This window comes from Bacillus sp. FSL R5-0654 (assembly GCF_038008745.1).
Taxonomy (GTDB): domain Bacteria; phylum Bacillota; class Bacilli; order Bacillales; family Bacillaceae; genus Bacillus; species Bacillus safensis.
Genome location: NZ_JBBOZV010000001.1, coordinates 119,928 through 133,564 on the forward strand (window position 1 = coordinate 119,928; position 13,637 = coordinate 133,564).

At 41.8% G+C, this 13,637-nt stretch carries 13 protein-coding genes and 1 other annotated feature; all 13 genes read left to right on the forward strand.

Annotation, left to right across the window (positions count from 1 at the left end):
• Positions 1-47: 47 nt before the first annotated feature.
• The 13 genes from sigH to rpsL all read left to right on the forward strand — a co-directional run bounded on the left by sigH (position 48) and on the right by rpsL (position 13,541).
• Positions 48-704, forward strand: a complete 657-nt coding sequence (gene sigH / locus NSS76_RS00645) for an RNA polymerase sporulation sigma factor SigH (RefSeq protein WP_008345424.1) — start codon at positions 48-50, stop codon at positions 702-704.
• A 76-nt stretch (positions 705-780) separates the two neighbouring features.
• A complete protein-coding gene (gene rpmG, locus NSS76_RS00650) occupies positions 781-930 on the forward strand; it encodes a 50S ribosomal protein L33 (RefSeq protein ID WP_008356502.1) in 150 nt (49 codons plus the stop codon).
• A gap of 34 nt (positions 931-964) precedes the next feature.
• The gene (secE, locus tag NSS76_RS00655) at positions 965-1,141 is read left to right on the forward strand and encodes a preprotein translocase subunit SecE (protein WP_008345422.1); all 177 of its coding nucleotides are present in this window, start codon (positions 965-967) and stop codon (positions 1,139-1,141) included.
• Positions 1,142-1,312: 171 nt separating this feature from the next.
• Positions 1,313-1,846 (forward strand): transcription termination/antitermination protein NusG, encoded by a 534-nt coding sequence (gene nusG, locus NSS76_RS00660; RefSeq protein ID WP_003217197.1) that lies wholly within the window; start codon positions 1,313-1,315, stop codon positions 1,844-1,846.
• A gap of 171 nt (positions 1,847-2,017) precedes the next feature.
• Complete coding sequence (gene rplK, locus NSS76_RS00665; RefSeq protein WP_003216956.1) at positions 2,018-2,443, forward strand: 50S ribosomal protein L11; 426 nt, start codon at positions 2,018-2,020, stop codon at positions 2,441-2,443.
• Positions 2,444-2,542: 99 nt separating this feature from the next.
• Positions 2,543-3,241: a 50S ribosomal protein L1 gene (gene rplA / locus NSS76_RS00670; protein WP_017359164.1), complete on the forward strand. Its 699-nt coding sequence runs from the start codon at positions 2,543-2,545 to the stop codon at positions 3,239-3,241.
• Between the two features lie 49 nt (positions 3,242-3,290).
• Positions 3,291-3,431 (forward strand) — a sequence feature (ribosomal protein L10 leader region).
• Positions 3,432-3,500: 69 nt separating this feature from the next.
• A complete protein-coding gene (rplJ, locus tag NSS76_RS00675) occupies positions 3,501-4,001 on the forward strand; it encodes a 50S ribosomal protein L10 (protein ID WP_024425590.1) in 501 nt (166 codons plus the stop codon).
• 48 nt (positions 4,002-4,049) lie between these two features.
• Complete coding sequence (gene rplL / locus NSS76_RS00680) at positions 4,050-4,415, forward strand: 50S ribosomal protein L7/L12 (protein WP_008345418.1); 366 nt, start codon at positions 4,050-4,052, stop codon at positions 4,413-4,415.
• Between the two features lie 96 nt (positions 4,416-4,511).
• On the forward strand, positions 4,512-5,117 hold the full coding sequence (locus NSS76_RS00685; protein ID WP_024425591.1) for a class I SAM-dependent methyltransferase: 606 nt from the start codon (positions 4,512-4,514) through the stop codon (positions 5,115-5,117).
• Positions 5,118-5,372: 255 nt separating this feature from the next.
• Positions 5,373-8,954, forward strand: coding sequence for a DNA-directed RNA polymerase subunit beta (gene rpoB, locus NSS76_RS00690; RefSeq protein ID WP_024425866.1), 3,582 nt, complete (start codon positions 5,373-5,375; stop codon positions 8,952-8,954).
• A 61-nt stretch (positions 8,955-9,015) separates the two neighbouring features.
• Complete coding sequence (rpoC, locus tag NSS76_RS00695; protein WP_024425592.1) at positions 9,016-12,615, forward strand: DNA-directed RNA polymerase subunit beta'; 3,600 nt, start codon at positions 9,016-9,018, stop codon at positions 12,613-12,615.
• A gap of 144 nt (positions 12,616-12,759) precedes the next feature.
• Complete coding sequence (locus NSS76_RS00700) at positions 12,760-13,008, forward strand: 50S ribosomal protein L7ae-like protein (protein WP_024425593.1); 249 nt, start codon at positions 12,760-12,762, stop codon at positions 13,006-13,008.
• A 113-nt stretch (positions 13,009-13,121) separates the two neighbouring features.
• Positions 13,122-13,541 (forward strand): 30S ribosomal protein S12, encoded by a 420-nt coding sequence (gene rpsL, locus NSS76_RS00705; protein WP_008356518.1) that lies wholly within the window; start codon positions 13,122-13,124, stop codon positions 13,539-13,541.
• Positions 13,542-13,637 lie beyond the last annotated feature (96 nt).

The following is a 13,637-nucleotide window of genomic DNA, read 5'->3' on the forward strand; positions in this document are numbered from 1 at the left end:
CCATTAATGTATAATATTTCTATCTAGGTGCGGTCGGGGGGATCGAAGTGAATCTAAACAACAGCAAGGGTAAGTCCATCAGAGAGCAATTTTGCCAGTTGGAAGATGAACAAGTCATTGAAAGGGTTCATGTCGGAGATAGTGATGCGCTAGATTATTTAATAACGAAATACCGCAATTTTGTACGTGCGAAAGCAAGATCTTATTTCTTGATAGGAGCGGATCGAGAGGACATTGTCCAAGAGGGAATGATCGGACTTTATAAGTCTATCCGCGATTTCAGAGAGGACAAGCTTACTTCATTTAAGGCTTTTGCAGAATTATGTATTACCCGCCAAATTATCACCGCAATTAAAACAGCTACTCGCCAAAAACATATCCCGTTAAATTCCTATGTATCATTAGACAAGCCGATCTACGATGAAGAATCGGACAGAACATTATTGGATGTCATTTCCGGTGCTAAAGCGCTTAACCCAGAAGACTTAATCATTAGCAAAGAAGAATTTGATGATATCGAAATGAAGATGGGTGAACTGCTAAGCGAGCTGGAAAGAAAGGTACTTGTGCTTTATCTTGATGGCAGATCCTATCAAGAGATTTCGGAAGATTTAAACCGTCATGTGAAATCAATTGATAACGCACTCCAAAGAGTAAAGAGAAAATTAGAGAAATATTTAGAGCTTCGCGAGATTAGTCTCTAATCAAACCTATATTGACAGCTTTTTCGACACTGTGATAAGGTACTAATGAAATGATGTCGAGAAAATAGGTGTAAATATGAGGAAAAAGATTACTCTAGCCTGTAAAGACTGCGGAAGCCGCAATTATACGACAATGAAAAGTGTTGCTTCAGCAGCTGAAAGATTAGAAGTTAAGAAATATTGCAAGACTTGTAATTCACATAAAACACATTTAGAAACGAAGTAAGATTTGCGTTCTTTAATCTGTGGAGGTCTTTTACATGCGTATTATCAGTTTCTTAAAAAGTGTCGGAAAAGAAATGAAAAAGGTCAGCTGGCCAAAGAAGAACGAAATGGTCCGCTACACAATCACTGTTATTTTAACAGTCGTATTCTTTGCCATCTTTTTCTCTTTTCTTGATATAGGAATCTCACAATTAATCGAATTAATTCATTAATACTTGAATAATGGTCTGCTGAACGTGCTATAATAGATCATAATATGACTTGCCAAAAAACCCGTTTTACGGGTTTTTTCAATTGCTTGAAAATATTTACCGTTACTCGAGATTCGTCAAATAGACATTATGAAATGTGGGGAGGGAAGGACTAAATAGTCCTGAACGAAAATGGAAAAGAATTGGTATGTTGTGCATACGTACTCTGGCTATGAAAACAAAGTAAAAGCGAATTTGGAAAAGCGTGTTGAATCAATGGGCATGCAGGATAAAATCTTCCGCGTCGTCGTACCAGAAGAAGAAGAAACGGATATTAAAAATGGTAAGAAAAAAGTCGTCAAAAAGAAAGTATTCCCTGGCTATGTCCTAGTGGAAATCGTGATGACTGACGACTCTTGGTATGTTGTTCGTAATACACCAGGTGTCACTGGATTCGTTGGATCAGCTGGATCAGGCTCAAAGCCGACTGCACTGCTGCCAGGCGAAGCCGAAACCATTCTGAAGAGAATGGGTCTTGAAGAACGCAAAACAGAAATCGACTTTGAACTGAAAGAAACAGTTAAGGTCATTGATGGACCATTTGCTAACTTCACTGGATCGATTGAAGAAATTGATTACGATAAAAGCAAAGTCAAAGTATTCGTTAATATGTTTGGTAGAGAAACACCTGTTGAACTTGAGTTCACGCAGATCGATAAATTGTAATTTAAAAGAGCTTGAAATGAGTGTATAGAAGTGGTAATATAGCAAAGGTACGTCTTGAGTTCACTCAAGATCGCTAGCTAGTTATTTCGTCATTCATATAAAGAATGAAGTTGTTGAGTGGGAGGGGGATTCCCCTATTACCACATCACGGACTTTAAGGAGGTGTGTCTCGTGGCTAAAAAAGTAGTTAAAGTTGTTAAATTGCAAATTCCTGCTGGAAAAGCTAACCCAGCTCCACCAGTTGGACCTGCACTAGGTCAAGCCGGTGTTAATATCATGGGATTCTGTAAGGAGTTTAACGCTCGTACAGCTGACCAAGCTGGTCTTATCATTCCTGTTGAAATTTCGGTTTTTGAAGACCGTTCATTTACATTTATTACTAAAACTCCACCTGCTGCAGTTTTACTTAAAAAAGCAGCTGGTATTGAGTCTGGTTCTGGTGAACCTAACCGTAATAAAGTGGCAACTGTTAAGCGTGATAAAGTACGCGAAATCGCGGAAACAAAAATGCCTGACTTAAACGCTGCTAGCGTTGAATCAGCTATGCGCATGGTTGAAGGTACTGCACGCAGTATGGGTATTGTCATCGAAGATTAATTTTTTGTCTTGTTGGGTTGCGAGTTTGGTTTTGACAAGTTCGCAACCCTTATTCGTGGGAGGTTATTCCGCTAAAACCACATAAGGAGGATTTTTATAATGGCTAAAAAAGGTAAAAAGTATGTAGAAGCTGCTAAGCTGATCGATCGTACAAAAGCGTATGATGTAGCTGAAGCTGTTTCTCTTACAAAAAAAGCAAATACAGCTAAATTTGATGCGACTGTAGAAGTTGCTTTTCGTTTGGGCGTAGACCCTCGTAAAAACGATCAACAAATCCGCGGTGCAGTTGTACTTCCTAACGGAACTGGTAAAACTCAACGCGTTCTTGTGTTCGCTAAAGGCGAAAAAGCAAAAGAAGCAGAAGCTGCTGGAGCAGACTACGTTGGAGATTCTGATTACATCACTAAAATCCAACAAGGCTGGTTCGAATTCGATGTAATCGTTGCGACACCTGACATGATGGGTGAAGTTGGTAAGATCGGTCGTGTACTTGGACCAAAAGGTCTTATGCCAAACCCTAAAACAGGAACTGTAACGTTCGAAGTTGAAAAAGCAATCAATGAAATCAAAGCTGGTAAAGTAGAGTACCGCGTTGATAAAGCTGGTAACATCCACGCGCCAATCGGAAAGGTTTCTTTCGAGGACGAAAAGCTTGTTGAGAACTTTGCAACAATCTATGACACAATCCTTAAAGCAAAACCTGCAGCGGCTAAAGGTGTATACGTGAAAAACGTTTCTGTTACATCTACTATGGGCCCAGGCGTGAAAGTGGATCCATCTTCTTTCTCTGCAAAATAATTCTTGACTTATGACAACCATTTTGATAATATCAAAATGTTGTAAAATAGAATAATGTCCATTTATACCGTAGACAGCAGGGGCCTTATGGCTTAATTAACCCGCCGAGGTGTATATGTCACAGTCTTACGTTAACGTATGCTTGTATATACAGCCTCCATGTCTTAATGGAGGCTTTTTATATGGAGAACCGTTCGTTAGGAACGTGATGGCCTGATCGGTATAAGTGTTACACAAAGAATGTACAGGAGGTGTAACCATGAGCAATGCAATCGATACTAAAAAAGTTGTCGTTGATGAAATTACTTCTAAATTTAAAGATAGTATGTCTACTGTCATTGTAGATTACCGCGGTCTTTCAGTTTCTGAAGTGACTGAACTTCGTAAACAGCTTCGTGAAGCTGGCGTAGAATTCAAAGTTTACAAAAACACTTTGACTCGCCGTGCAGTTGAACAAGTTGAACTAACGGGTTTAAACGATTTCTTAACAGGTCCAAACGCTATCGCATTCAGTAACGAAGATGTTATCGCACCTGCGAAAATCATCAACGAATTTGCGAAAAGCCACGAAGCTTTAGAAATCAAAGCTGGTGTCATCGAAGGAAACGTAGCGACTGTAGAAGAAGTGAAGGCTCTTGCGGAACTTCCGTCTCGCGAAGGCTTACTTTCTATGTTGCTTAGCGTTCTTCAAGCTCCAGTTCGTAATCTTGCTCTTGCTACTAAAGCAGTTGCAGATCAAAAAGAAGAACAAGGCGCTTAATGCGTACTTTACGTTTACGTAAAAAAACTTAAAATGGAGGAATTACAAATGGCTTTAAATATCGAAGAAATCATTGCTTCAGTTAAAGAAGCAACTGTACTTGAGTTAAACGACTTAGTAAAAGCAATCGAAGAAGAATTTGGCGTAACTGCTGCTGCTCCTGTAGCTGTAGCTGCTGGTGGCGGTGCTGCTGCTGAAGAAAAAACTGATTTTGATCTAGTACTTGCTGGTGCTGGAGACCAAAAAATCAAAGTTATCAAAGTGGTTCGTGAAATCACTGGTCTTGGCTTGAAAGAAGCTAAAGAACTTGTTGACAACACTCCAAAACCACTTAAAGAAGGTATTGCTAAAGAAGAAGCTGAAGAACTTAAAGCTAAGCTTGAAGAAGTTGGCGCTTCTGTAGAAGTTAAGTAATCTTCGCCTAATCTTTTGGGAAAGCTCGCTTTTACTGGCGGGCTTTTTCTTTTCTAATCTCCTGAAACGATTGAATCCAGAGGAGGTCCATTCACCATGAGTGACCACTATTATACGGAAAAGCCATCAGTGAAAAGCAATAAACAGACATGGGACTTCACCTTGAGAAACCGTACCTTTACTTTTACAAGTGACAGTGGAGTGTTTTCTAAGAAAGAAGTCGACTTTGGTTCAAGGCTTTTAATTGAAGCTTTCGAAGAACCTGACTTGGATGGCGATGTCTTAGATGTCGGTTGCGGTTATGGACCGATCGGCTTATCGTTAGCAAACGAAATGACTAGCCGTACCATTCATATGATTGATGTGAACGAAAGAGCAGTCGAACTTTCAAAGGAAAACGCTAAACATAATCGCATTGATAATGTTCGCATCTATCAAAGTGATTTGTTCTCGAATGTTCATTCCTCAGCTGCTTTTGCCTCTATACTGACCAATCCCCCAATACGGGCAGGGAAGAAAGTTGTACATGCGATCTTTGAAAAAAGTGCTGATCATTTATTGCCGGAAGGTGAGTTGTGGGTGGTTATTCAGAAAAAGCAAGGTGGACCATCTGCGATTGAAAAATTAGAGCAGCTCTTTGGAGAAGTCGAGGTTGTGCTGAAAAAAAAGGGCTACTATATCATCAAAGCTAAAAAAGTTTGACGCAGTTTCCTAGCTGTGTTAACATTATAAAATGCCAATGTGTATATTTTGCTTGATAGGCTTAAAAAACAACTATTTTGTATAAATTATGCATACTTGGGAAAACTAATAAAATCGGTATTTGTTTTTGGATGTGGTTTTCTTATTTTAGAAACCCTTTTTTCTTTTGTCTTGTAAAAGTATTTCTTTACTGACATTTGAAAGACAGAAATACTTTTTACACATATAATACGCATGATTTGAGGGGTGAATCAGTTGACAGGTCAACTAGTTCAGTATGGACGACACCGCCAGCGCAGAAGCTACGCACGCATAAGCGAAGTGTTAGAATTACCAAATCTCATTGAAATTCAAACCTCTTCTTATCAGTGGTTTCTTGATGAGGGTCTTAGAGAGATGTTTCAAGATATATCCCCAATTGAGGATTTTACTGGTAACCTTTCTCTTGAATTCATTGATTACAGCCTAGGGGATCCTAAGTATCCTGTAGCAGAATCAAAAGAACGTGATGTAACTTACTCTGCTCCACTAAGAGTAAAAGTTCGTTTAATTAACAAAGAAACAGGAGAAGTAAAAGACCAAGATGTGTTCATGGGAGATTTCCCAATCATGACAGACACAGGTACTTTTATCATTAATGGTGCGGAACGTGTAATCGTTTCTCAGTTAGTGCGTTCTCCAAGTGTATATTTCAGTGGTAAAGTAGACAAAAACGGTAAAAAAGGTTTTACTGCGACTGTCATTCCAAACCGTGGCGCATGGTTAGAATACGAAACTGATGCGAAGGATGTAGTCTATGTACGCATCGATCGCACACGTAAGTTGCCGGTTACGGTTCTTTTGCGTGCTCTCGGCTTCAGCTCTGATCAAGAGATTCTTGACCTCATTGGCGAGAATGAATACTTACGCAACACACTGGAAAAAGACAATACAGAGAATGCGGATAAAGCACTTCTCGAAATCTACGAGCGCCTCCGTCCTGGAGAACCGCCAACTGTTGAAAATGCGAAAAGCTTGCTAGACTCTCGCTTCTTCGATCCGAAGAGATATGACCTAGCAAATGTTGGACGCTACAAGATTAATAAGAAGCTTCATATTAAAAATAGACTGTTCAATCAAAAATTGGCTGAAACGCTAGTTGATCCTGAAACAGGTGAAATTCTAGCAGAAAAAGGTCAAATTTTAGACAGAAGAGTTCTTGATAAAGTTCTTCCATACTTAGAAAACGGCATCGGATTTAGAAAGCTATATCCTAATGGTGGCGTAGTAGAAGATGAAGTAGAACTTCAATCTATTAAGATTTATGCACCGACTGATCAAGAAGGCGAGCAAGTGATCAACGTGATTGGTAATGCATATGTAGAGGAAGCTGTGAAAAACATCACGCCTTCTGACATCATTGCGTCAATCAGTTACTTCTTCAACCTTCTTCATGGTGTAGGTGACACAGATGATATCGACCACCTTGGTAACCGTCGTCTGCGTTCTGTAGGTGAACTTCTGCAAAACCAATTCCGTATTGGTCTAAGCAGAATGGAGCGTGTTGTCCGTGAAAGAATGTCAATTCAAGACACAAACACGATCACACCTCAGCAGCTGATCAACATTCGTCCTGTGATCGCTTCTATCAAAGAGTTCTTTGGTAGTTCTCAGCTTTCTCAGTTCATGGATCAAACAAACCCGCTTGCTGAATTGACGCACAAACGTCGTCTGTCAGCGCTTGGACCGGGTGGTTTGACACGTGAGCGTGCAGGAATGGAAGTTCGTGACGTTCACTACTCTCACTATGGACGTATGTGTCCGATTGAAACACCAGAGGGTCCAAACATTGGTTTGATCAACTCTCTATCTTCATTTGCAAAAGTGAATCGCTTCGGATTTATCGAAACACCTTACCGCCGGGTTGATCCTGAAACTGGTAAAGTGACACCAAGAATCGATTACTTAACTGCTGATGAAGAGGATAACTACGTAGTAGCTCAAGCGAACGCTCAGTTAGCTGATGATGGTTCGTTTATCGATGATAATATCATTGCTCGTTTCAGAGGGGAAAACACCGTTGTTCCTCGAAACCGCGTTGACTACATGGACGTTTCGCCAAAGCAGGTTGTTTCTGCAGCGACAGCATGTATCCCATTCTTAGAAAACGATGACTCTAACCGTGCTCTAATGGGAGCGAACATGCAGCGTCAGGCTGTGCCTTTGATGCAGCCAGAATCACCGATTGTTGGTACAGGTATGGAGTACGTATCAGGTAAAGACTCTGGTGCTGCTGTCATCTGCCGCTACCCAGGTGTTGTAGAACGTGTAGAAGCAAAAAATATTTGGGTTCGCCGTTATGAAGACGTTGACGGACAACAAGTCAAAGGAAACCTAGACAAATACAGCCTGCTGAAATTTGTCCGCTCTAACCAAGGGACTTGCTACAACCAGCGTCCTATCGTAAGTGTTGGAGATGAAGTCGTTAAAGGGGAAATCCTTGCAGACGGTCCTTCTATGGAAAAAGGTGAATTGGCTCTAGGACGTAACGTCATGGTCGGCTTCATGACTTGGGACGGTTACAACTACGAGGATGCGATCATCATGAGTGAGCGCCTTGTAAAAGATGACGTCTACACGTCTATTCATATTGAAGAATATGAATCAGAAGCTCGTGATACAAAGCTTGGACCAGAAGAAATCACTCGTGATATTCCAAACGTTGGGGAAGATGCTTTACGCAACCTTGACGAGCGCGGAATCATCCGTATCGGTGCAGAAGTAAAAGACGGAGACCTTCTTGTAGGTAAAGTAACGCCTAAAGGTGTAACTGAACTAACAGCTGAAGAACGTCTATTACATGCAATCTTCGGTGAAAAGGCTCGTGAAGTTCGTGATACGTCACTACGTGTTCCACACGGCGGCGGCGGAATTATCCACGATGTAAAAGTCTTCAACCGTGAAGATGGAGATGAATTACCTCCAGGTGTAAACCAGTTAGTCCGCGTATACATCGTTCAGAAGCGTAAGATTTCTGAAGGTGACAAAATGGCCGGACGACATGGTAACAAAGGGGTTATCTCTAAAATCCTTCCAGAAGAAGATATGCCGTATCTTCCAGACGGAACACCGATCGATATCATGTTGAACCCTCTAGGGGTACCATCTCGTATGAACATCGGTCAGGTACTTGAGCTTCATATGGGTATGGCAGCACGTTACCTTGGCATCCACATTGCGTCACCAGTATTTGATGGTGCGCGCGAGGAAGATGTTTGGGAAACGCTTGAAGAAGCAGGTATGTCCCGTGATGCGAAAACAGTCCTTTATGACGGTCGAACTGGTGAACCATTCGACAACCGTGTATCTGTCGGAATCATGTACATGATCAAACTGGCTCACATGGTTGACGATAAACTTCACGCTCGTTCAACTGGACCATACTCACTTGTTACGCAGCAGCCACTTGGCGGTAAAGCACAGTTTGGTGGTCAGCGTTTCGGAGAGATGGAAGTATGGGCACTTGAAGCTTACGGTGCAGCATATACACTTCAAGAGATCTTAACAGTTAAATCGGATGACGTTGTGGGTCGTGTGAAAACATACGAAGCCATCGTCAAAGGGGATAACGTACCTGAACCAGGTGTGCCTGAATCATTCAAAGTGTTAATCAAAGAACTTCAAAGTTTAGGTATGGATGTGAAAATCCTATCTGGCGATGAAGAAGAGATAGAAATGAGAGATTTAGAAGACGATGAGGAAACGAAGAAAGCAGACGGATTAGCGTTATCTAATGACGAAGATGCTGCAGACCTCGCACCTGTCGATCTTGAACGTGACGCAGTCACAAAAGAATAGCAGAAACGATTAGAGCAAGTGACTAGGGTATAACCCGAAGATTAAAAGGGAGGTAGGCCCCTTGCTAGATGTGAACAATTTTGAGTATATGAACATCGGTCTCGCATCACCTGATAAAATCCGTTCTTGGTCTTTTGGTGAAGTGAAAAAGCCTGAAACGATTAACTATCGTACACTGAAACCTGAAAAAGATGGTCTCTTTTGTGAACGTATCTTCGGACCACAAAAAGACTGGGAATGTCATTGTGGGAAGTATAAACGCGTTCGGTATAAGGGTGTTGTATGTGACCGTTGTGGTGTAGAAGTAACACGGGCAAAAGTCCGTCGTGAGAGAATGGGGCATATCGAACTGGCTGCCCCAGTTTCCCACATTTGGTATTTCAAAGGTATCCCAAGCCGTATGGGTCTTGTTCTTGATATGTCACCACGTGCGTTAGAAGAAGTGATCTACTTCGCTTCTTACGTCGTGACAGATCCGGGCAACACACCGCTTGAGAAGAAACAACTTCTTTCTGAGAAAGAATTCCGTGCTTATTTAGATAAATACGGTAATACATTCCAAGCAGCTATGGGTGCAGAAGCAATCAACAAACTTCTTCAAGATATCGATCTTGTAAAAGAAGTAGATACACTGAAAGAAGAGCTGAAAACTGCTCAAGGACAGCGCCGTACACGTGCGATCAAACGCCTTGAAGTATTAGAAGCCTTCCGTAACTCAGGAAACAAACCATCTTGGATGATTCTTGATGTACTTCCGGTTATTCCGCCAGAATTACGTCCAATGGTTCAACTTGATGGTGGACGTTTTGCTACTTCGGACTTGAACGACCTTTATCGTCGTGTCATCAACCGTAACAATCGTCTGAAGCGTTTATTAGATCTTGGCGCGCCAAGCATCATCGTTCAGAACGAGAAGCGCATGCTTCAAGAAGCTGTCGATGCCTTGATTGATAATGGACGTAGAGGCCGACCAGTAACAGGACCAGGAAATCGACCATTGAAATCTCTTTCTCACATGCTGAAAGGGAAACAAGGACGTTTCCGTCAAAACTTGCTTGGTAAACGTGTTGACTATTCTGGACGTTCCGTTATCGTCGTAGGACCACATTTGAAAATGTATCAGTGTGGACTTCCGAAAGAAATGGCTCTTGAATTATTCAAACCATTCGTGATGAAGGAGCTTGTTGAAAAAGGATTAGCTCACAACATCAAGAGTGCGAAGCGTAAAATTGAGCGCGTGCAGCCGGAAGTATGGGATGTTTTAGAATCAGTTATTCGTGAGCATCCAGTCTTACTAAACCGTGCACCGACTCTTCACAGACTTGGTATTCAAGCGTTTGAACCTACACTTGTGGAAGGACGCGCAATTCGTCTGCATCCACTTGTATGTACAGCCTACAACGCTGACTTTGACGGTGACCAAATGGCGGTTCACGTACCATTATCTGCTGAAGCTCAAGCTGAAGCTCGTATCTTAATGCTTGCTGCTCAAAACATTTTGAACCCGAAAGATGGAAAACCAGTTGTTACGCCATCTCAGGATATGGTGCTTGGTAACTACTACCTTACACTTGAGCGCAAAGGTGCTATCGGAGAAGGTATGGTCTTCAAAGATACTGACGAAGCCCTTCTAGCTTATCAAAATGGTTATGTGCATCTTCATACACGTGTAGCTGTTGCAGCTAGCTCGTTGAAGAATGTGACATTCACTGATGAACAGCGTTCTAAATTGTTGATTACAACAGTTGGAAAACTGATCTTTAACGAAATCTTACCGGAATCATTCCCATACATGAATGAGCCGACAAAGAGCAATATTGAAGAAAAAACGCCTGATCGTTTCTTCCTTGAAAAAGGTGAGGATGTAAAAGCTGCGATCGAGAAACAAGAAATCAATGCGCCGTTCAAAAAAGGTATTTTAGGTAAAATCATTGCTGAAATCTTTAAGAGATTCCATATCACTGAGACATCTAAAATGCTTGACCGCATGAAAAATCTTGGTTTCAGATACTCTACTAAAGCCGGTATTACGGTTGGTGTGTCTGATATCGTCGTATTAGATGATAAGCAGCAAATTCTTGAAGAAGCACAAGCAAAAGTAGATAACGTCATGAAGCAATTCAGACGTGGTTTGATTACTGAAGAAGAGCGTTATGAGAGAGTTATTTCAATCTGGAGTTCTTCTAAAGATGTGATCCAAGGTAAACTGATGAAGTCCCTTGATGAAGTCAACCCAATCTACATGATGAGTGACTCTGGAGCGCGTGGTAACGCATCTAACTTTACTCAGCTGGCTGGTATGCGTGGTCTGATGGCCAACCCGGCTGGACGTATCATCGAACTTCCGATTAAATCTAGTTTCCGTGAAGGTTTAACCGTATTGGAATACTTTATTTCCACTCACGGTGCGCGTAAAGGTCTTGCCGATACAGCCCTTAAAACAGCTGACTCAGGTTACCTCACGCGTCGTCTCGTTGACGTTGCACAGGATGTCATCATCCGTGAAACAGATTGCGGTACAGACCGTGGAATCTTGGCGAAGTCTATTAAAGAAGGAAATGAAATTATTGAGAAACTTGAAGAACGTCTGATCGGACGTTTTGCAAGAAAACCAATTGTTCATCCTGAAACAGGCGAAGTCATTGTAGCCGAAAACGAACTAATTGATGAAGATAAAGCACTTGAAGTAGTTGAAGCAGGAATTGAGGAAGTATGGATCCGTTCTGCATTTACATGTAACACGCCTCATGGTGTATGTAAACGATGCTACGGCCGTAACCTTGCAACTGGTACTGACGTTGAAGTCGGTGAAGCAGTTGGAATCATCGCTGCACAATCAATCGGTGAGCCAGGAACACAGCTTACAATGCGTACGTTCCACACCGGTGGGGTAGCAGGAGACGATATCACTCAAGGTCTACCTCGTATCCAAGAGCTATTTGAAGCGCGTAATCCGAAAGGGCAAGCGACAATTTCTGAAATTGATGGTGTCGTTGCTGAAATTAACGATGTTCGTGACAAGCAGCAGGAAATTGTGGTTCAAGGCGAAGTTGAAACTCGCTCATACACAGCTCCTTACAATGCGCGTCTAAAAGTTGTTGAAGGTGACACAGTTACTCGTGGTCAAGTACTTACAGAAGGTTCGATCGATCCGAAAGAACTTCTTAAAGTGACTGACATGACAGCTGTTCAAGAATATCTGCTTCATGAAGTACAAAAAGTATACCGTATGCAAGGGGTAGAAATCGGAGATAAGCACGTAGAGGTAATGGTTCGCCAAATGCTTCGTAAAGTGCGTGTCGCTGATGCAGGGGATACAGACGTATTACCAGGCACACTTCTTGATGTACATCAATTCACTGAAGCGAACAAAAAAGTACTATTCGAAGGCAAACGTCCTGCAACAGGCCGTCCAGTTCTTCTTGGTATTACAAAAGCTTCGCTTGAAACAGACTCATTCTTGTCTGCGGCATCCTTCCAAGAAACGACTCGTGTCCTAACAGATGCGGCGATCAAAGGAAAACGTGATGAACTGCTTGGCTTGAAAGAGAATGTGATCATTGGTAAACTTGTTCCTGCTGGAACGGGAATGCCAAACTACCGTAAAGTTAAGCCGGTTTCGCAAGTGCAGCCGTCTGACGATATGGTTCCTGTAGAGTAATCTTTCTCGTGAGATTCCTATAAAATCATCAAAAATGGTGAAGGATGTCAAGATAATCTGTCATACGATATTGACATCCTTCTGCCATGATGATAATATAACCAAGGTGCTCAAAATAAAACCTGTTACTTTGGAGGATATTCGATGTCTTATGATAAAGTATCACAGGCTCAATCCATTATTATCGGTACGAAGCAAACAGTAAAAGCTCTAAAACGAGATTCAGTAAAGGAAGTCGTCGTAGCGAAAGATGCTGATCCTGCTTTAACTGCTAGTGTATTGAAACTAGCACAAGAGAAGGGTGTAGACATTTTAGTGGTAGATTCCATGAAAAAGCTCGGCAAGGCCTGCGGAATTGAAGTTGGGGCAGCAGCTGTTGCCATTATGTTATAACGTACTTGTTTTGTTTTTGCATGCTTAAAATGCAAAAGCATTGTTTTTTGCCTTTTGATGAACCACCTGGGTATGTGGGTTATAAAAAAAGTAATGAAGGGAGGAATAACAACATGCCTACAATTAATCAGCTAGTACGCAAAGGACGCGTGAGTAAAGTTGAAAACTCAAAGTCACCTGCACTTAACAAAGGATACAACAGTTTCAAAAAAGAGCACACTAACGTAACATCTCCACAGAAGCGCGGGGTTTGTACTCGTGTCGGTACAATGACACCGAAAAAACCAAACTCAGCACTACGTAAATATGCTCGTGTACGTTTGTCTAACCTGATTGAAGTAACAGCTTACATTCCTGGTATCGGACATAACCTACAAGAGCACAGTGTAGTACTTATCCGTGGCGGACGTGTAAAAGACTTACCGGGTGTACGTTACCACATCGTTCGTGGTGCGCTTGATACTGCCGGAGTTGACGGTCGTATGCAAGGACGTTCTAAATACGGAACAAAACGCCCTAAACAAAGCAAATAATACAAACAAACATAAGGGTTTTTAGAAGTTGATATCAGATCAGTGGAGTCAGGAAGCTGACAATGATATTGAGATGAGAGACAGATAGAAATCCTT

Coding starts and splice junctions, on each gene's coding strand:
- rpsL (WP_008356518.1), top strand. CDS start 13,122: ATGCCTACAATTAATCAGCTAGTACGCAAAGGACGCGTGAGTAAAGTT.
- rpmG (WP_008356502.1), top strand. CDS start 781: ATGAGGAAAAAGATTACTCTAGCCTGTAAAGACTGCGGAAGCCGCAAT.
- rplL (WP_008345418.1), top strand. CDS start 4,050: ATGGCTTTAAATATCGAAGAAATCATTGCTTCAGTTAAAGAAGCAACT.
- nusG (WP_003217197.1), top strand. CDS start 1,313: ATGGAAAAGAATTGGTATGTTGTGCATACGTACTCTGGCTATGAAAAC.
- secE (WP_008345422.1), top strand. CDS start 965: ATGCGTATTATCAGTTTCTTAAAAAGTGTCGGAAAAGAAATGAAAAAG.
- NSS76_RS00700 (WP_024425593.1), top strand. CDS start 12,760: ATGTCTTATGATAAAGTATCACAGGCTCAATCCATTATTATCGGTACG.
- rplA (WP_017359164.1), top strand. CDS start 2,543: ATGGCTAAAAAAGGTAAAAAGTATGTAGAAGCTGCTAAGCTGATCGAT.
- rplJ (WP_024425590.1), top strand. CDS start 3,501: ATGAGCAATGCAATCGATACTAAAAAAGTTGTCGTTGATGAAATTACT.
- NSS76_RS00685 (WP_024425591.1), top strand. CDS start 4,512: ATGAGTGACCACTATTATACGGAAAAGCCATCAGTGAAAAGCAATAAA.